A 17,185-nucleotide genomic window follows, 5' to 3' on the forward strand; every position below is an offset into this window, starting at 1 on the left:
TTCTGCCTTCCTGCTGGGCGCCCATAAGGCGCCCAGCTTCTTGTTACGACGGATGCCGTGAAGCCAGTGCAAAGCCCAGCAACCCGATGACCGGGCCTGGCACCAGCAGCCATGCGGCATCCAGACCGACATACTCGAACAGGGCCGACGTCGCGGCAATCGAGACGACAGTGATGGCAAAACCGATGGAGTTCTGAATGGCCAACGCTGCGCCGACCAGTTCCCTTGGGCAGGCCTGCGCCGACAGCGCGGAGAACTGGGGCGAGTCTGCCACCACGGTCACGCCCCAGATCAGCAGGAGCAAACCTAGTGCCGCAGCGGGAAGGTCACGCCAGAACAGGGCAAACACCACGGCACATGCACACGAAGATGCCAACGCTCCCAATGCGACCTTCGCACTGCCGATACGCCGCGACAACAGGCCACCGATCACACAACCCAGCGCGCCGATGCCAATGATGGCGAATGCCATGCCCGATACCCCAAGCCAGGGATACTCACTAGGCAACACCGAGCGCGCCACCCAAAGCGGCACCAGCGCCCAGAAGGCATAAAGCTCCCACATGTGCCCGAAGTACCCCCACGCGGCCGCCCGATAGCGGCTGATCTTGAACACCTGCAGGACACCTGCGCGCGACCCCGCCATGGCCGATGCAAGCGCTTTCCTCTGGCGTGCATCCGGCAGGTGGGGACCGTCCCCCAGCAGATGGATCAGCAACGCTCCCAGCAATGCCAATCCTGATGAGGCGAGGATGACGTACTGCCAGGGCAGCGTCGCCCCCACTTCCCGCAAGGCATGCGGCAACGCCGTACCCAGCGTCAGCATGGCCACCAATTGTGCCAACGCCTGGCCAGTTCCCTCAGGAACCCAGCTGACGATTAGCTTCATGCCCATGGGATAGATGCCGGCCAACGACACACCGACCAGAAAGCGGAACACCATCGCGCTGGCCAGCCCTTCTGACAGCCAGGCAAACCCCGCATTGAACAGCGCACCCGCCACCGCACTACAGACAAAGACACGACTGGCGCGATAACGATCCGCCAGACCTCCGAGCGCCAGGACCAACGTGCCGAGGATGAAGCCACCTTGTACCGAGCTGGTCAGCCAGCCAATATCGGCAGCACTGATATGCCAGATCCCCATGAGGTCATCTGCCGCACTGTTGGCACTGAACCACAGTGAAGTCCCCAACAACTGTGCAATGGCAATGATGGCAACGGGCCTGCGCAACTGCCATGAGTGTCCGGCGCTATCTTTCCTGATGCCTTCCGAGGCCATCGAATTCTCCTGTTCGCATAGCCAGAGATGGTCGAACAGGCCATATGGCCCATTGGTCCCTTTTTATCCCACTTGTTTTTATCTCGCTTGTTTTGATCTCACTTACTTTTGATCTCACTTACTTTTGATCCCACTTACACCTTGAGCGCGCCACGGAATCCTCTGGCAGCGTAATAGGACTGTACGCCGTTGTGGTACACGAACACCGTGCCATAGCGGTAGTCCCCGAAGATCGCGCCACCATGCTGGCGAATCTCATTCGGTGTGGCCAGCCAACTGGATGTCTTGGTATCGAACGGACCGAACTTCTGCAGTTCTCGGTATTGCGCTTCCGTCAGCACGTCAATGCCCATGTCAGCCGCCATATCCAGGGCATTGTTCTCTGGTTTATGGGTCTTTCGTGCATCAAGGGCTTCCCGGTCGTAGCAGACACTTCGGCGACCCTTGGGGCTTTCCGCGGAACAGTCGTAGAAGATGAATTCCCCCGTCGCCGCATCCTGCCCGATGACATCCGGCTCTCCGCCCGTTCTTTCCATTTCGCTGAGTGACCGGAGCTTGTCGGCATTGGCTTCCAGCCTGGCCTGAACATCTGCCCATGCCAGTCCTTCATGGCGAGCCATGTTGGCTTCGAAACGGGCCTTCAATGTGTCGAGTAGTGCTTCACGCTGTGCTGCCTGCATAACGGCTCCTGGTGAGTTCTCGGTGCTTATCTCATCGTGCTGTTGTTCAGTCCGAATATTCGTCATGCATACGCCACCATTCATATGGCGGAGTCTGCGGCCGGCCTTCGGGAGAGTCTTCCCAATTTTCCTGGCGCCCGTACGGCGTAAGGTCCAGCAGCCTGAAATGGGTGTCGAACAACTCCCCGCCGCGATCAGTGGTGAAATAAGTGCGATATATCCGCTGTTCATCATCGTGAATGAACACATTGAGAGCAAACCCCTTTCCTGCGCCAAAATCATCGGCAAAGCGACGGCCGTGATCGGTGTACCAGGGAGCGCTCCAGCTCATGCGCTGCTGCAGTGCCTTGATGTCTTCCTGTGGGGCCGGTGAGGTAAAGACAAAAGTAGTGTCCCGGGCATTTACATGGGCCAGGTTGTGACCGATGTTGTCCATCACCATCGAGCAACCCGAGCAAGGCGCCGCGCCCGGTTCCAGCATGGCGCAATAGACGATCAGCTGCCGACGACCATGAAACAGATCGATCAAGGAGAGCTCTCCCTCCGGCCCAGTGAAGGTGTAGTGCCTTTCCACCGGTACCATGGGCAAGCGACGTCGCTCTGCCGCCAAGGCATCCATCGCCCGGGTTGCTGCTTTCTCCTTGGCAAGCAGTGCAGTGCGGGCCGCATCCCACTCGGCATGTGACGCCACTTTCGGCAGTGCCTTCTTGTTAGCCATCACAGTGCTGGTTTTCATGGCGTGAACTCCTGTTGATCCGATGGGCTCAGAGTGCACTCCATCGTCGAATGAGCGTAGTCGATTTCGACACTCAGCGACGCTCAGCGCAGGCCTGAACCAAAACGCCGCCGCGCCTTGTTCAGGCAGCGGCGGCGGTATCAACAGAACGGTTGTTGGTATTCAGCTATCAGTATTCAGCGCGGCAGGTAACCGTCGACCTTGAGCGATTCGGTGGCGGCTTCGATGCTTTCGCGCAGTGTCTCGACCACGAAGTCGACATCCTGCCGGCTAAGAATCAGTGTCGGCGAGAGGATGTTCATGTGCGCCAGGGGGCGAACGATCAGGCCGCGCTGCTGACATTCGTCGGCGATGCGGTTGCCGATCTTGGCTTCGGGGGCGATCAGTTCCTTGGTGGTTTTATCCGCGACGCTTTCCAGGCACATCATGAACTTGCGGCCACGAACATCGCCGATGATCGGCAACGCCTTGAGCTCATGCAGGCGCTGTTCGAAATAAGCCCCTACGTCCTGAACGTGATCGCAGATGCCTTCTCGCTCCATGATCTCGATATTCTTCAGGCCGGCCGCACAGCTCACCGGGTGGCCGGAATAGGTGAAGCCGTGGGTAAACAGGGCACCATCGGCCTGGGGCTTGCTGATCACGTCGTAGATGCGATCAGAGAAGATCGTCGCTCCCAGCGGCAGGTAGCCAGAGGTCAGGCCCTTGGCACAGGTGATGATGTCCGGAACGATGCCGAACTCGTCCTCGGAGGCGAACATGTGGCCAAGGCGCCCGAAGGCCGTGACCACCTCGTCGGAGACATACAACACATCGTACTTGCGGCACACCGCCAGGGTCTTCTGGTGGTAGCCTGGCGGCGGCACGATGACACCGCCCGCGCCCATGATCGGCTCGGCAAAGAAGGCCGCCACATTATCCGGGCCCAGTTCGAGGATCTTGTCTTCCAGTTCCTGAACCTTCTCGTCGCAGAACGCTTCCAGGCTCTGTTCTTCAGGACGGCGATAAGGATTCGGACAGGAGATGTGATGCACCAGTTGCCGCTCGACATCGAAACCGATGTGGTCGAACTGCACTCCGGTAATCGACATCGCCATGTAGGTGCTGCCGTGATAGCCATCGATGCGCGAGATGATCTGCTTCTTGCTGGTCTTGCCGAGCTGGTTGAAATAGAAGTGGATCAGGCGCACGGCCGTGTCGTTGGCCACTGATCCGCCACAGCCATAGAACACATGGTTGAGATCGCCCGGCGCCAGCTCCGCGAGCTTGGCCGCCAGACGCGCCGCCGGTGCCGTCGTGTGGTGCCCGAAGGTGGAGAAATACGGGATAGCGCGAATCTGCTCGGCGACCGCCTCGGCAATCTCATCGCGGCCATAGCCAATGTTGACGCACCACAGCCCACCGATGCCATCCAGGTAACGCTTGCCATCCGCATCCTGCACCGAGACACCATCGGCCTGCTGGAAGACCATGGAACCGCTTTCCTTGAAGGTCGAGAAATCCGTCCAGGGATGAACGAAGTGATCGCGGTCCTTCTCCCAGACTTCCTGTTTGACGAAGTTCGCAGCGGGATTCTGGCTGGTCATGTTATGACTCCTCGTTGTCTTGACTCGTTGTGTTGTTCTGTATTTGTCGCTTGTGACTAAAGATTGAGTAGCGCAGACATTTATGCAGGGTTTTCTAAAGGTTCAGGGCGAAACAGCGGCTTGCGCATCACCAGCTTGATCCACAGCACCGCAATGACACTGACCACGCCCAGCACAACACCAGCATTGGTGAATACTGCTGCGGTCAGCTCCGGCGCGGGAGAGGCATGCACGATGGCATAGACCATCCCGGCGATACCGACCCATTGCGGCAATGGGTAGAAGGGAGAGCGATACGGACGTTCCGCCTCGGGATAGCGAATACGCAGGGCAATGACGTTGACGTGCGCAATGATGTAGGCGATCAGCCAGGCAATGGCCGCAGACACCAGCAGCAGGCCGACAGTGCTTGGATCATTGCCCCAGATCAGCAGTGGCAGGCCGGTCACCCCGGCAACGAACAGCACCGCCACCCAGGGCACCCTGGTCGTGCGGGTCAACCAGCCCAGCACCGGGAAGGCCTGGCCCTGCTCCGCCATGCCCTGCAGCATGCGCGGCACCGCGGCCAGAGACGTATTGACCGTACTGCAGGTCGCCGTGATCGCTGCCACCGCCAGCAGCAAGGTACCGGAGCCACCAAAGGCGGCAGTGGCATATTCCAGGTGCGGTAGCGAGGCAGAGGTCAGCACGTCCCGAGGCACATAGAACAGTGCTCCCAGGCAATACAAGGCAAAGACCACAAAGATCAGCGTCAGCCCCAGGTACATCGAGCGGGGAATATGACGCTCTGGACACCGTGATTCGCCCACCAATGGGCAGACGAACTCAGCACCCACATAGCCCCAGATGGCCAGCGCAATCAGCGTGAGAGCACCATCGCCCAGGTTGAAATCGGCCGCCAGTTGCGAAGCACCGAACTGGTGCGGAGCAAAACCGCCGCTCAACGCACTGACACCGAGCAGAGTCAGCGCCACCACCATGGCAAAGGCCAGCACATTCTGCAGCTTGGCAAAGACATCAATGCCCAACAGGTTGAGCAGCGTGAAGACGGCAAGAATGGCGAAGGCAATGTATTGTGTGCCTTCAATCGCCGGGTACAGCACGCCAAGCAGATAGTTGACCAGCAGCAGTTCGGCCGATAGCGCAAACATGGCCACTACCACGTAGCCGGAAAACACCGAAATGATCGCCAGGAAGTGCCCCAGAGCAACTTCCGTGTAGGAACTGAGGCTGCCCGCCCGGGGAATCATCAACGACAACTCGCCAAACGACGCGGCGTAACACAGCGCCAGCACCCAGGCGATGGCCAAGGGGACAATGAAGGCCGCACCGGCAATACCGACCCCCTGCAACATCAACACCATGACCCCTTGCGAGACCACCAGACCAACGGCAACCGCCATCAGGGATTTGAGACCCAGCCCTGCACCGCGAGCGGCATGCCGGGGAGGATGGGCGGCAGCGGACACCGCTGCCGGCTTGGATACGGCATCTTGCATTGTCTTAACCCTCTTGTTGTTGTGGGGTTATCGATTGCTTCAGAGAGACATCTGCTTCAGCGAGACATTTGCCTCAACCAAACATCGTCAGGAGAGACTCAGCCAAGCTGAACCCAGGTCGTCTTCAACTGCGTGAACTTATCCAGCGCATGCAGGGATAAATCACGGCCGAAACCGGATTGCTTGTAGCCGCCGAAGGGAGTGGTGAAGTCGATGGCATCCACGGTATTCACCGACACCGTGCCTGCACGCAGGCGCTTCGATACACGATGTGCGCGGGACAGGTCCCGGGTCCAGACCGACGCCGCCAGGCCATAGATAGAGTCGTTGGCAATGGCGACCGCCTCGTCCTCATCGGCAAATTCGATCAGCGCCGCCACCGGACCGAAGATCTCTTCCCGGGCAATGGTCATCTGTGGAGTGACGCCTTCGAACAGGGTCGGCGAGACGAAAGCGCTCGGCTTTCCATCGCTCGTTCTTTCACCACGTGCCCCTCCACTGTCCGGCACCTCACCCAATGCCAGACGCGCGCCCTCTTCCACTCCCAGAGAGATGTAGCCGCGCACCTTGTCGGCATGCTGGGCATCGATCAGCGAACCGACATCAGTCGCCGGATCCAGCGGATCACCAACGACCAGTTGAGAGGCAGCCGCGACGAAGCGCTCCACGAAGGCATCCTTGATCTCTCGCTGCACCAGGATGCGGGAATTGGCCGAGCACACTTCGCCCTGGTTGAAGTAGATGCCTTGAACCGCAGCCTTGGCGGCAGCATCAAGATCACAGTCGGCAAAGATCAGGTTGGGGCTCTTGCCCCCGCACTCCAGCCACACCTGCTTCATGTTCGAGCGCGCGGCATAGTCCAGGAAGCGCTTGCCGGTCATCGTGGAGCCCGTGAACGTCAGGCAATCCACATCCGGATGCAACCCCAGCGCCTGGCCAGCCGTATGGCCAAACCCCGGCAGCACATTGAACACGCCATCGGGAATGCCGGCCTCCTTGGCCAGTTCCGCAAGACGTAGTGCCGTCAGTGGCGACTGTTCCGCCGGCTTCAGGATCACGCTATTGCCTGCCGCCAGTGCCGGCGCCAGCTTCCAGGCGGTGATATCGAGCGGGAAGTTCCAGGGAATCACCGCCGCCACGACACCCACCGGTTCGCGGGTGATGGTCGCCAGGCTATCGCCAGCGGTGGGTGCCACCTCGCCATACAGCTTGTCGGTCGCCTCGGCATACCAGTTGAAGCACCCCGCCGCGCCGGGAACATCGAGTTCAAAGGCATCACGGATCGGCTTGCCGGTATCCAGCGTCTCCAGCAGGGCCAGTTCCTCGCAATGTTCCATCATCAATGCCGACAGACGCTGCAGTATGACCTTGCGCGTCACCGGCGCCGCCTGGGACCAGTCACCCGCTTCAAAACTGCGTCGAGCAGCAGATACAGCACGGTCCGCATCTTCCGCATCGCACGCTGCCACTTCGGCCAAGGCTTCGCCTGTGGCAGGGTTTGAGGTCGTCAGCGTACTGCCATCCGCCGCGCTGACAGGTTGGCCATCAATAAAGGCAGCCGTAGGCATCAGTAGGCAGGTCAGGGCAGGGCACGCATTCGCTATGTGAGCTAGGCCGCAGAATCGTTATTGTTGATACATACAACGAAGACGACTGCGGGCCGTAAGCGATAGGAGCTGTAAGCCGTAAGCCGTAAGCCGTAAGCCGTAAGCCGTAAGCCGTAAGCCGTAAGCCGTAAGCCGTAAGCCGTAAGCCGTAAGCCGTAAGCCAATGATTCAAAAAACTTCGCAGAGCCGTGTAAAGACTCCTTCGCTTTTAGCTTTTAGCTTTTAGCTTTTAGCTTTTAGCTTTTAGCTTTTAGCTTTTAGCTTTTAGCTTTTAGCTTTTAGCTTTTAGCTTTTAGCTTTTAGCTTACGGCTTACGGCTTACAGCTTCTACCACTTACCGCTTCTATCACTTACCACTGCTTGCTCATGGCTTCTTGCTGCCTTTGTGTCCCAGTACCGCGGCCGTCACGTCGCTACCTAATGCAAGGTCACGCAGCGCTTCGGCGGCGGGGCTCAAGCGCAGCCCTTTCAGGCAAGCCAATCCCATGGACAAGGGACGCACGTCATCCTCTAGCTGCAAGGCGGTGAGGCGTCGGCCATCGAAGGCCTTGTCAGTCGTCAGGGGCGTATTGAACAGGGAAAACCCAAAGCCATTCGCCACCAGCCCGCGAATCATGTCCAGTGACTTGGCGCGATAAGCCACCTGGGGCTTCAGCTCAAGGGTTTCGAAAATCGACAGAAAATACTCGCGGCTCTGCGGCCAATCCAGCAGCACCATGGGATATTCGACCAGTTCGGCGAGCTTCACTTGCCCTCTTCCACTCAGGGGATGGTCCTCGGCGACCACGGCATAGGCAGGAAAGCAATGCAGCGGCGTGAAGTCGATATTGACCGGAATCTGCAGGTCATAGGTGAATGCCAGTTCGAACTCCCCCTGATTGAGCCCCTTGACGATATCCACCTGGGTTTCTTCGTGACACAGCAGGCTGACCGCCGGGTAAGCATCGGCATAGCGCCGCAGCAACTGGTGCAGGAACACCGGTGCGAAAGTCGGAAAGGCCACCAGACGCAGCTCGCCGGCAATGTCCTCGCTCAGAGATACCGCAAACTGCTCCAGGCCTTCTGCCTCCCGCAGTAGTTGCTTGGCCCGCACCAGCAACTGTTTTCCGCTCGGGGTCAACGACAGACCCTGGGCATGATGGCGCACGAAAAGCTGCAGCCCGGTGGTTTCTTCGATCTGCTGAATCGCCGCAGAGATGGAAGGTTGTGACACATGCAGCTTCCTGGAAGCCAGGGTAACGCTGGACAGTTCACCGGCCACCGTGAAGTAGCGCAACTGCTTTAGCGTGAAGTGAAACATGGGTACCACCATCAAGATGTCGGGTTTGATGTCGAAAGCCCATTACATAGAAAAAACCGATCCAAAGCCACGAATAACTATATTTTAACTAAGCATGGCGTCCTCCTAAGCTACCCGCACAACGCCAGTTCATAACGTCAGTTCACAAAGACGGTTCATAACGTCAGTTCATAACGTTTATTTATAACGTTTATTTATAACAACAGCCCACTGGAGGACGGAATATGACGGAGAAGACAACCCAGATAGATACGCTCGTTGTCGGTGCCGGTCAGGCAGGAGTGGCCATGAGCGAACACCTGAGCAATCTTGGGGTGCCTCATCTCGTGCTGGAACGTGAGCGGATCGCCGAGCGCTGGCGTACCGCGCGCTGGGATTCGCTGGTGGCCAACGGCCCGGCCTGGCACGACCGTTTTCCCGGTATGGAATTTGCCGATATTTCCCGCGATGCCTTTGCCACCAAGGAACAGGTGGCCGAGTACTTCGAAGCCTATGCGCGCAAGATCAATGCGCCCATTCGCACAGGCGTGGCAGTCCACAAGGTCGAACGCAATGAAGGCCGGCCAGGCTTCACCATTGCGACTTCCGAAGGGTTGATCGAGGCCCAGCGTGTCGTCGCCGCTACGGGACCTTTCCAGCGTCCGATCATTCCGCCGATCGCACCGGACGACGCGTCCATCACACAGCTGCATTCCAGCGCATACCGCAACCCGCAACAGCTTCCCGAGGGAGCGGTGCTGGTGGTTGGAGCAGGCTCATCAGGCGTGCAGATTGCTGATGAGCTGCAACGTTCCGGCAAGTCGGTCTATCTGTCGGTGGGGCCCCACGACCGCCCTCCCCGTGCCTACCGCAACCGTGACTTCTGCTGGTGGCTGGGAGTGCTTGGTGAATGGGACGCCGCCGCCATGAAGCCAGGCACGGAGCACGTCACCATCGCAGTCAGTGGCGCGCGTGGCGGCCAGACCATCGACTTCCGCCGCCTTGCCTATCAGGGCATCACCCTGGTCGGGCGCACGCAGGCTTTCAATAATGGCACAGTGACCTTCGAGCAGGACCTGGCCGAGAACCTGGCACGCGGTGATGACAACTATCTGTCGCTGCTGGATGCCGCCGATGACTACATTGCCCGCAATGGCCTCGATCTCCCGGAAGAGCCGGAAGCCCGTGCCACCCTGCCGGACCCGCAATGCGTAACCCATCCGCTGCAGCAGCTCGACCTGGCCGAAGCCGGCATCACTGCGATCATCTGGGCCACCGGCTTTGCCGTGGACTACAGCTGGCTGCAGGTCGATGCCTTCGATGCCAACGGCAAGCCACGCCATCAGCGTGGTGTATCGAGCGAGCCCGGTGTCTATTTCGTTGGCCTGCCCTGGCTGTCGCGGCGTGGCTCCAGCTTCATCTGGGGGGTGTGGCACGATGCCAAGTTCATCGCCGACCACATCGCCACGCAGCGCCAGTACTTCGTCTACCACGACAGCGCGCAGGCCCAGCATTCACGAGTTCAGAATTCACAAGCTCAGGATTCAAAAGACGTTCAGGACTCCCCCGTTCGAGCCTCTCAGGCTCAGGACCCGCAAGTTCAAGCTGCCAACTGATCGAGGCCAAGTCGATGCCGACGCATACCCGTATCCGCATGTTCAATACCAAGGAAACGTATCCGAATCAGTCATTGGATAACGACTTGTGCCAAGCCGTTCGCGCGGGCAATACCCTCTATGTACGCGGCCAGGTCGGGACCGATTTCGAGGGACGTCTAGTTGGCCTTGGCGACCCTGCCGCCCAGGCCGAGCAAGCCATGAAGAACGTCAAGCAACTGCTCGAAGAAGCCGGTTCCGAGCTGAGCCATATCGTCAAGACCACCACCTATATCACCGACCCGCGCTTTCGCGAGCCGGTCTACCGCGAAGTGGGCAAGTGGCTCAAGGGTGTCTTCCCGATCTCCACAGGACTGGTGGTCGCTGGGCTCGCCCAGCCCGAGTGGCTGATGGAAATCGACGTAATCGCTGTCATCCCCGACCAGGAGAGTGCGCTATGACCTTTTCCATTGCCGGCTTCTGCCGCGACACCGGACAGTTCGGCACCGCCATCAGCTCTTCGAGCATTTGCGTGGCCAGCCGTTGCCCCTTCATTGCGCCTGGCAGGGGTGTCGTCCTGACCCAGAACGTCACCAATCCAGCGCTGGGCCTGCTTGGCGTGCAACTGCTTCAGGAAGGGCTGGACGCCGAACAGGTGCTGGCCCGCCTCATCGAAAGCGAACAGTACCCGGAGTGGCGCCAGTTGCAGGTGCTCGATGGCCAGGGTCGCAGTGCCATGCACAGCGGTACAGAGACGCTGGGTATCCATGCCACCCGCCAGGGTCGCGACTGCGTGGCCGGCGGCAATATGCTGGCAGACAGCAAGGTGATCAGCGCCATGGTCGCGGCCTTCGAAGCCCACACGGGTGAACTCGCCGAACGCTTGCTGGCGGCCATGGATGCCGGGCTGGCCGCCGGGGGGGAAATGGGGCCCGTCTACTCGGCAGGGCTGAAGGTCACCGATCAGGCCAGTTGGCCAGTGGTCGACCTGCGGGTCGACTGGCATATCGCCCCCTTGAGCGAATTGCGCATGATCTGGGAAAACTATCTGCCCCAGCGCGACGCCTATGTGTGCCGGGCAATACAGCCGGACCAGTCGCCGTCCTATGGTGTGCCGGGCGATCAGCGCTAGGTTCTGAGCGAAAGTGCCTGCGCCGAGCGTATCAGCGCCCACATCACACGGACAGACCCACTCGTTTTCAACAGAGCCGGATTCCTCATGTCGCAAGCATCTACCGTCGATTTGCTCGCTGAGTTGGTGGCATTCGATACCACCAGCCATCGTTCCAACCTACCGCTCATCGCGTTCATCGAGAGCTACCTGACGCGTCATGGAGTGAGTTCTCGTCGCGTGCTCAATGCAACAGGGGACAAGGCCAACCTCTATGCCACCATCGGCCCGGTAGATCGCTCTGGTGTGATGCTTTCCGGGCATACCGATACCGTGCCGGTCACCGGCCAGGCATGGCAATTCGAGCCCTTTCAGCTGACCGCCGAGGGCGAGCGCCTGTATGGACGCGGCACCGCCGACATGAAGGGCTTTCTCGCTGCCGTGCTGGCCGCCGTGCCGGCGATGGTCAAGGCCGATCTTGCCGTGCCCATCCATCTGGCGTTTTCCCACGACGAGGAAGTCGGCTGCCTGGGCGTACGCAGCCTGATCGCCGACCTGGCCCGCTATCCGCAGCAGCCGGTGGCCTGCGTGGTTGGCGAGCCGACATCCATGCGCCTGGCCACCGCGCACAAGGGCAAGCTGGCGGTACGCCTGCATGTACGTGGCAAGGCTTGCCATTCCGGCATGGCACCGGAAGGGGTCAACGCCATTCATGCTGCCGCCCGGCTGGTGGCCTGGGTCGAGGACAAGGCCACTGAGAAGGCCAGGCTAGGCCCCTTCGACGAGCGCTTCGCTATTCCCCACACCACGCTTCAGGTCGGTACGATCCAAGGTGGTGCAGCCTTGAACATCGTGCCCCAGGATTGCCAGCTCGACTTGGAGATTCGCAATGTTCCCGAGGATGACCCCGAGGCCCTGCTCGAGGAACTGATGGCTCTGGCAGCAAAGTTGACAAGCGAGATGCGCAAGACTCATGCCGACGCCGATATCCACATGGAGCGGCTCAGTGACTATCCCGGCTTGTCGATGGCCGACGATGATGCGCTGGTGGGATTCATTCTGGCGCTGCTCGACGACCGCACCCGCGAACGCATCGGCTATGGCACCGAAGGCGGGCTTTTCCAGCACGAACTGGGCATTCCCACCCTGGTCTGCGGCCCCGGCAGCATGGCCCAGGGACATCAGCCCGACGAGTTCGTGACCCGCGACCAACTGGCCCGCTGCGACGCCTTTCTGGCGCGCCTTATCACGGCTCTGGAAAGTGCTGAAGCCCGGCAATGCTTGACGACCGGCTCACTGCTGGTGGGTTGATGGAGAGCTAATGGAGGGCTGGCAGCGCTGTCTTGCCTGGCACCGCCCTTGCATAGAAAAAACTGAGGATGCTGTTCGAATAATAATATTTTAGTTAACCAAGGCCCTGGGGCTATCGTAATTCTCGCAGCACCTACAACAACACCTACAACAACGGAGACCCTTCCCCATGACGAGCTATCTCTTTTACTAGGCATCTCTTGTCAGGCACAAGCTGCACTCAGGCTTGCGCTGCTCGGCACTGCCAATCACAGACACATTTCAATAATGCTGCTCCCTATCCGCTGCGTGCCTGCCATGCGGTACGGGACGGGCGTGCCCCATGCCCACCATCAACCAACAGGAGATGACATGGAATCCTGGACTTTCCTCGCATTCGCTATCGCTTCCGCCATCACGCTGGGCCTGGCCGTCGCGGCCCTGCTGCTCGAACGGCGCAGTTGATTCATCACAGCAATTCATCACAGCCATCCATCACAACAACGACAACCCTGTTTCAAGGAGCCCTCTGATGTTGAACTGGCTACTGCTGGGGGTTTCAGCCGCGCTGCTGATTGCCCTGTCGCTCTATTCCATGCGTGCCGCGGGAGACAAGGAGGAATCCGGTTTCCTGGTGGCCAACAACTCTCTCGGCCCTTTCGTCGCGGCAGCCACCCTGGTCGCTACCGGCTACAGTGGCTTCGTGTTCATCGGCTCCCCCGGGGTGGCCTATGAATACGGCTCGCTCGAGCTGTTCTCGAACACCTTCTATACCCCGGCCTTCCTGATTGCCACGCTGTTCTTCGCCAACTACCTGCGCCGCAAGGCCGCTACGCTGGGCAGCCGGACAATCCCCGAATACATCGCCCAGACGCATTCCTCCGGACAGGCAGGACGCTGGTTACAAGGCATCGTGGCGCTGATCATTCTGTTGCTGCTGGGGGTATTCCTGGTATCCCAGATCAAGGCCATCGGCCTGCTGGTATCGGGATGGCTCGGGGTATCGCCGGTCATGGGTGCCTTGCTGATCACGCTGCTGGTCATCGGCTACACCATGTTCGGCGGCCTGCGTGCCGTGGCCTGGACCGATGCCGTCATGGTCCTGGGCATGGTGCTGGGCTCCTGCATCATCGCTTATGTGGTGTTCGTCGAAATCGGGCTTGGCGAACTGATCGGCAAGCTCAACGTCATCGATCCTGAATTTGCCAATCCCACCACTGGCGCGCCCTATGGCGACAGCCCGGCCTCCGCGTTTCTGCTGTTGCCCTATGCCTTCCTGTGGGCCGCTGCCCTGCCCTTCATGTCGGTACGCTTCCTGGCCATCAAGAAGGACGTGAGCATGGCGCGGGTGGGCATCTGGGTCACCGTGCTGGGTTTGCTGCTCAACTTCACACCCCTGGCGGGGCTGTATGCCAAGGCCTATTTCCCCGACCTGGCCACAGCCGACCTGGCCATGCCGACCTTCCTCGAACACGGTGTCGGCCCCTTGATGTCGAGCGTGATCACGCTGTTCATCCTGTTTGCCATGAAGTCGACGGCCAACTCGCTGATGCATACCGTATCGACCGCGCTGTCCTACGACCTGCGTTCCGCCCTGGGTCGACACGAAGGCTTCACCACCACCATGACCTTCAACCGCCTGATGGTGTTGATTGTCGGCATCTGCGCCTTCATCGGCATGGCCTATCTGCCACCGGTGATGATCCTGTGGCTGGGCATCCTCGGCAACGGCACCCTGATGGCTTCCCTGTTCGGCGTCACCCTGTGTTCGACCTTCTGGCAGGGCAACAGCACCGGCGCCTTCGCCTCCATCGCCGCTGGCTTTGGCGTCAGCGCCTACCTGTTGCTGGGCACGGATCTCGGCTGGGTACAGGGCCCGCTCTACGGCTGCCTCGCCTCCGCCGCCTGCTACATCGGCGTCAGCCTCGCCACTCGGCAAAGTGCCGCGTTGGCTACTTGAAGAACAACGCCCCTGCCCCAGTCGCCAAGTTCATTGGCGGCTGGGGGCTCGGAGAGATGAGATAAGGGCTAGCCTAAGTATCCCAGGTGACAGATAGGGACAGGCGACGGAGCCTGGTGATGGTTTCTTTAGTGCATGGACGGCGAATAGGTCACGCCGAAGCGGCCAGCCATTTCCAGAAGGCGCTTATCCAGGGTCCACAAGCGTGTTTCGCGTCGATGAATACGCTCATGGCTCGCTCGGTTCCTCGCGACGGCGCGGTATGTCCTGCGTGTCCGGTGCAGCAGCGCCTAGGGCGGCAAGACGACGGGCTGCCTGTACACGCACATAGGTCTTCAACGCCTCTCGCAAGAGGTCCGACGGTTTATCCAGTCCCGGGTCGGCCACTTCCAACGCCTGTTCGTATAAGGCGTCATCCATCGTGATAGTGATGCGCATGGCAATACCTCATCTAATGATCCTGCTCGTCATCAGGTGAACGATACGCCTTGATCAATCGCCTCTGCACGCTCTCCGGTACCGGCTCATAGTGGCTGAACCGCAGGCTGTAGGTGCCGGCTCCGCCGGTCATGGCATTGAGGCGGCTCGGATAATCGAGCACCTCGGCGAGCGGTACCAAAGCCTGGAAGCTGACCTGGTCCCCCAGGCTACGGGTGTCGAGAATACGCCCGCGGCTTGTTGTGAGATCAGCGGTGAGATCGCCCATGGCGCCACCGGGAGCATCCACGGCGAGTTCTGCCAAAGGCTCCAGCACCAGAGGGCTGGCCTTGCCCACGGCATCCAGAAAAGCCTTGCGACCCGCAATCACAAAGGCGATTTCCTTGGAGTCCACCGGATGCGTCTTACCATCGAGCACCGTGACGCGTACGTCCTGCAGCGGATAGCCTGCCAGGGCACCGCTGGACATGGCCTGACGCACGCCTTTCTCCACCGCCGGCAACAACGATGACGGAATAGCCCCGCCGCGGATGGTATCGCTGAACTCGAAGCCAGCCCCTCGGGACAGGGGCTCCACCTTCAGGAACACTTCGCCGAACTGGCCAGCGCCACCGGTCTGCTTCTTGTGCCGGCAGTGTCCTTCTGCAGGCGCGGCGATGGTCTCGCGGTAAGCAATGGAAGGTATGCTGGTCGTCACCTCTATCCTGAAACGCTGGCCGAGTCGCTCCAGGGCTGTATTCAGGTGCAGCTCGCCGAGCCCCCGCAGCACCGTTTCCTGCGTCACGCCATCCCGCGCGACCTCAAGCCCCGGATCTTCCTCCACCAGTTTGGCCAGAGCTTCGGAGAGGCGCTGCTCATCGCCATGGCGGGTGGTCTGAATCGCCAGGCCAAATACTGGTGCCGGCAGAGCCACCGGACGCAAGCGGATATGGTCTTCATCGTGGGAATCATGCAGCACGCTATCCAGCGTAGCTTCCTCCACCTTGGTCAAGGCGCAGAGTTCGCCGGGCCCACAACGCTCCACCTCTTGAGGGCGACGCCCCTGAAAGCGCAATAGCGTGCCCACTCGAAACGGCTTGCGGGCGTCCCCGGCAAATAGCCGAGTGTCGCGAGTAACAGTGCCTTGATGCACGCGAAACAAGGCCACCTTGCCCAGGTAAGGGTCATGTTCGATACGCACCACATGCGCCAGCACATGGGCCTCGGGATCAGGCTGGGCCAGGAACTCGGTTTCTTGCTTGATCTCGGTTTCTTGCTTGAGTTCTGCCTCTTCCTTGAGCCCTGTCTCTTTCTGGACCTCCGCGCGTAAAAAAGGAGGCGGGTTGCCCTCCAGCGGATTGGGCATCATGCGTTCGAAGACATTCAGCAGTTCCACGACCCCGGCGCCGCTGGTCGCTGAGACAAAGCAGATCGGCACCAGATGGCCCTGGCGCAGGGCGGCCTCGAAAGGATCATGCAGTTGGGCCGGCTCAAGGGCCTCGCCCTGCTCCAGATATAGCGCCATCAGCTCTTCATCCAGTTCCACGACCTGGTCCACCAGCATCTCGTGGACATCCGCCACCGAACCGAAATCCGACTCGCCATCGGGAGCGAAGAAACAATCCACCACTCGACTCGCTCCCTGAGCCGGAAGATTGAGAGGCAAGCATTCCGGCCCGAACTGGTCGCGCAGGCTTTCCAGCAATGCCGGCAAGCGCTCGGGAGCGGTATCGATACGATTGATGACGATCAGCCGGCACAGACCACGCTCCGCGAGCCACTGCATCATCCGCCGGGCACTGACGTCGATACCACGTTCGGCATCAATGACCACGGCCACCGTTTCCACGGCAGGCAAAATGGAGAGCGCCATGCCCTGAAAGTCGGCGTAACCAGGCGTATCGATCAGATTGATATGCGCCTCGCCCCAGGTGAGCCCCATGGGCGTGGCGGTGATGGAGTGTTCGAGCATGGCCTCCTGAGCCTGGCTATCGCCAAGGGGAGTGCCCTTGCGCAGTTGGCTGGTTTCACTTTCTCCAGCCGCCTCCAGCAGCGCTTCGGCCAATCGCGTCTTGCCTACCCCGGCCTGGCCGGCCAGAGCGATATTGCGAATCCGTTCGGGACCTCGTTCGACGTCGCTCAT

14 protein-coding genes are annotated in these 17,185 nt (G+C 60.1%); 5 read left to right on the forward strand and 9 right to left on the reverse strand.

Annotation, left to right across the window (positions count from 1 at the left end; translation table 11 throughout):
- Positions 1 to 43 precede the first annotated feature (43 nt).
- The 7 genes from E4T21_RS14510 to E4T21_RS14540 all read right to left on the reverse strand — a co-directional run bounded on the left by E4T21_RS14510 (position 44) and on the right by E4T21_RS14540 (position 8,690).
- The gene (locus E4T21_RS14510) at positions 44 to 1,282 is read right to left on the reverse strand and encodes an MFS transporter (protein ID WP_149285742.1); all 1,239 of its coding nucleotides are present in this window, start codon (positions 1,280 to 1,282) and stop codon (positions 44 to 46) included.
- Between the two features lie 134 nt (positions 1,283 to 1,416).
- Complete coding sequence (locus tag E4T21_RS14515) at positions 1,417 to 2,028, reverse strand: DUF4256 domain-containing protein (RefSeq protein WP_240349160.1); 612 nt, start codon at positions 2,026 to 2,028, stop codon at positions 1,417 to 1,419.
- Positions 2,009 to 2,698, reverse strand: coding sequence for a DUF899 domain-containing protein (locus tag E4T21_RS14520; protein ID WP_205423396.1), 690 nt, complete (start codon positions 2,696 to 2,698; stop codon positions 2,009 to 2,011). The genes E4T21_RS14515 and E4T21_RS14520 overlap by 20 nt, the downstream gene beginning before the upstream one ends.
- Before the next feature lie 176 nt (positions 2,699 to 2,874).
- A complete protein-coding gene (locus tag E4T21_RS14525) occupies positions 2,875 to 4,284 on the reverse strand; it encodes an aminotransferase (protein WP_149285743.1) in 1,410 nt (469 codons plus the stop codon).
- 80 nt (positions 4,285 to 4,364) lie between these two features.
- Positions 4,365 to 5,783, reverse strand: coding sequence for an APC family permease (locus E4T21_RS14530; RefSeq protein ID WP_149285744.1), 1,419 nt, complete (start codon positions 5,781 to 5,783; stop codon positions 4,365 to 4,367).
- 98 nt (positions 5,784 to 5,881) lie between these two features.
- Positions 5,882 to 7,351, reverse strand: a complete 1,470-nt coding sequence (locus tag E4T21_RS14535) for an aldehyde dehydrogenase (protein WP_149285745.1) — start codon at positions 7,349 to 7,351, stop codon at positions 5,882 to 5,884.
- 403 nt (positions 7,352 to 7,754) lie between these two features.
- The gene (locus E4T21_RS14540; RefSeq protein ID WP_149285746.1) at positions 7,755 to 8,690 is read right to left on the reverse strand and encodes a LysR family transcriptional regulator; all 936 of its coding nucleotides are present in this window, start codon (positions 8,688 to 8,690) and stop codon (positions 7,755 to 7,757) included.
- A 224-nt stretch (positions 8,691 to 8,914) separates the two neighbouring features.
- Between E4T21_RS14540 and E4T21_RS14545 the strand changes: the two genes are divergently transcribed.
- The 5 genes from E4T21_RS14545 (at position 8,915) to E4T21_RS14565 (ending at position 14,625) form a co-directional block, all read left to right on the forward strand.
- On the forward strand, positions 8,915 to 10,285 hold the full coding sequence (locus tag E4T21_RS14545) for a flavin-containing monooxygenase (protein ID WP_149285747.1): 1,371 nt from the start codon (positions 8,915 to 8,917) through the stop codon (positions 10,283 to 10,285).
- Between the two features lie 14 nt (positions 10,286 to 10,299).
- Positions 10,300 to 10,725, forward strand: a complete 426-nt coding sequence (locus tag E4T21_RS14550) for a RidA family protein (protein WP_149285748.1) — start codon at positions 10,300 to 10,302, stop codon at positions 10,723 to 10,725.
- A complete protein-coding gene (locus E4T21_RS14555) occupies positions 10,722 to 11,396 on the forward strand; it encodes a DUF1028 domain-containing protein (RefSeq protein WP_149285749.1) in 675 nt (224 codons plus the stop codon). The genes E4T21_RS14550 and E4T21_RS14555 overlap by 4 nt, the downstream gene beginning before the upstream one ends.
- 87 nt (positions 11,397 to 11,483) lie before the next feature.
- Positions 11,484 to 12,686 carry an acetylornithine deacetylase gene (argE, locus tag E4T21_RS14560; RefSeq protein ID WP_149285750.1) on the forward strand — a complete coding sequence of 401 codons (1,203 nt, stop codon included), beginning with the start codon at positions 11,484 to 11,486 and terminating at the stop codon, positions 12,684 to 12,686.
- 511 nt (positions 12,687 to 13,197) lie between these two features.
- A complete protein-coding gene (locus E4T21_RS14565; protein WP_149285751.1) occupies positions 13,198 to 14,625 on the forward strand; it encodes a sodium:solute symporter family protein in 1,428 nt (475 codons plus the stop codon).
- A gap of 228 nt (positions 14,626 to 14,853) precedes the next feature.
- Here the strand turns inward: E4T21_RS14565 and E4T21_RS14570 are convergent, their stop codons facing one another.
- Positions 14,854 to 15,063, reverse strand: coding sequence for a type II toxin-antitoxin system VapB family antitoxin (locus E4T21_RS14570; protein WP_149285752.1), 210 nt, complete (start codon positions 15,061 to 15,063; stop codon positions 14,854 to 14,856).
- A gap of 13 nt (positions 15,064 to 15,076) precedes the next feature.
- Positions 15,077 to 17,185, reverse strand: a complete 2,109-nt coding sequence (gene fusA / locus E4T21_RS14575; protein ID WP_149285753.1) for an elongation factor G — start codon at positions 17,183 to 17,185, stop codon at positions 15,077 to 15,079.

It is taken from the genome of Halomonas binhaiensis, assembly GCF_008329985.2.
Classification (GTDB): Bacteria; Pseudomonadota; Gammaproteobacteria; order Pseudomonadales; family Halomonadaceae; genus Halomonas; species Halomonas binhaiensis.

Bases quoted from the DNA above. Each gene is read 5' to 3' on its own strand.
- E4T21_RS14510 (WP_149285742.1), bottom strand. From the start codon at position 1,282: ATGGCCTCGGAAGGCATCAGGAAAGATAGCGCCGGACACTCATGGCAG.
- E4T21_RS14515 (WP_240349160.1), bottom strand. From the start codon at position 2,028: ATGACGAATATTCGGACTGAACAACAGCACGATGAGATAAGCACCGAG.
- E4T21_RS14520 (WP_205423396.1), bottom strand. From the start codon at position 2,698: ATGAAAACCAGCACTGTGATGGCTAACAAGAAGGCACTGCCGAAAGTG.
- E4T21_RS14525 (WP_149285743.1), bottom strand. From the start codon at position 4,284: ATGACCAGCCAGAATCCCGCTGCGAACTTCGTCAAACAGGAAGTCTGG.
- E4T21_RS14530 (WP_149285744.1), bottom strand. From the start codon at position 5,783: ATGCAAGATGCCGTATCCAAGCCGGCAGCGGTGTCCGCTGCCGCCCAT.
- E4T21_RS14535 (WP_149285745.1), bottom strand. From the start codon at position 7,351: ATGCCTACGGCTGCCTTTATTGATGGCCAACCTGTCAGCGCGGCGGAT.
- E4T21_RS14540 (WP_149285746.1), bottom strand. From the start codon at position 8,690: ATGTTTCACTTCACGCTAAAGCAGTTGCGCTACTTCACGGTGGCCGGT.
- E4T21_RS14545 (WP_149285747.1), top strand. From the start codon at position 8,915: ATGACGGAGAAGACAACCCAGATAGATACGCTCGTTGTCGGTGCCGGT.
- E4T21_RS14550 (WP_149285748.1), top strand. From the start codon at position 10,300: ATGCCGACGCATACCCGTATCCGCATGTTCAATACCAAGGAAACGTAT.
- E4T21_RS14555 (WP_149285749.1), top strand. From the start codon at position 10,722: ATGACCTTTTCCATTGCCGGCTTCTGCCGCGACACCGGACAGTTCGGC.
- argE (WP_149285750.1), top strand. From the start codon at position 11,484: ATGTCGCAAGCATCTACCGTCGATTTGCTCGCTGAGTTGGTGGCATTC.
- E4T21_RS14565 (WP_149285751.1), top strand. From the start codon at position 13,198: ATGTTGAACTGGCTACTGCTGGGGGTTTCAGCCGCGCTGCTGATTGCC.
- E4T21_RS14570 (WP_149285752.1), bottom strand. From the start codon at position 15,063: ATGCGCATCACTATCACGATGGATGACGCCTTATACGAACAGGCGTTG.
- fusA (WP_149285753.1), bottom strand. From the start codon at position 17,185: ATGAGCGACGTCGAACGAGGTCCCGAACGGATTCGCAATATCGCTCTG.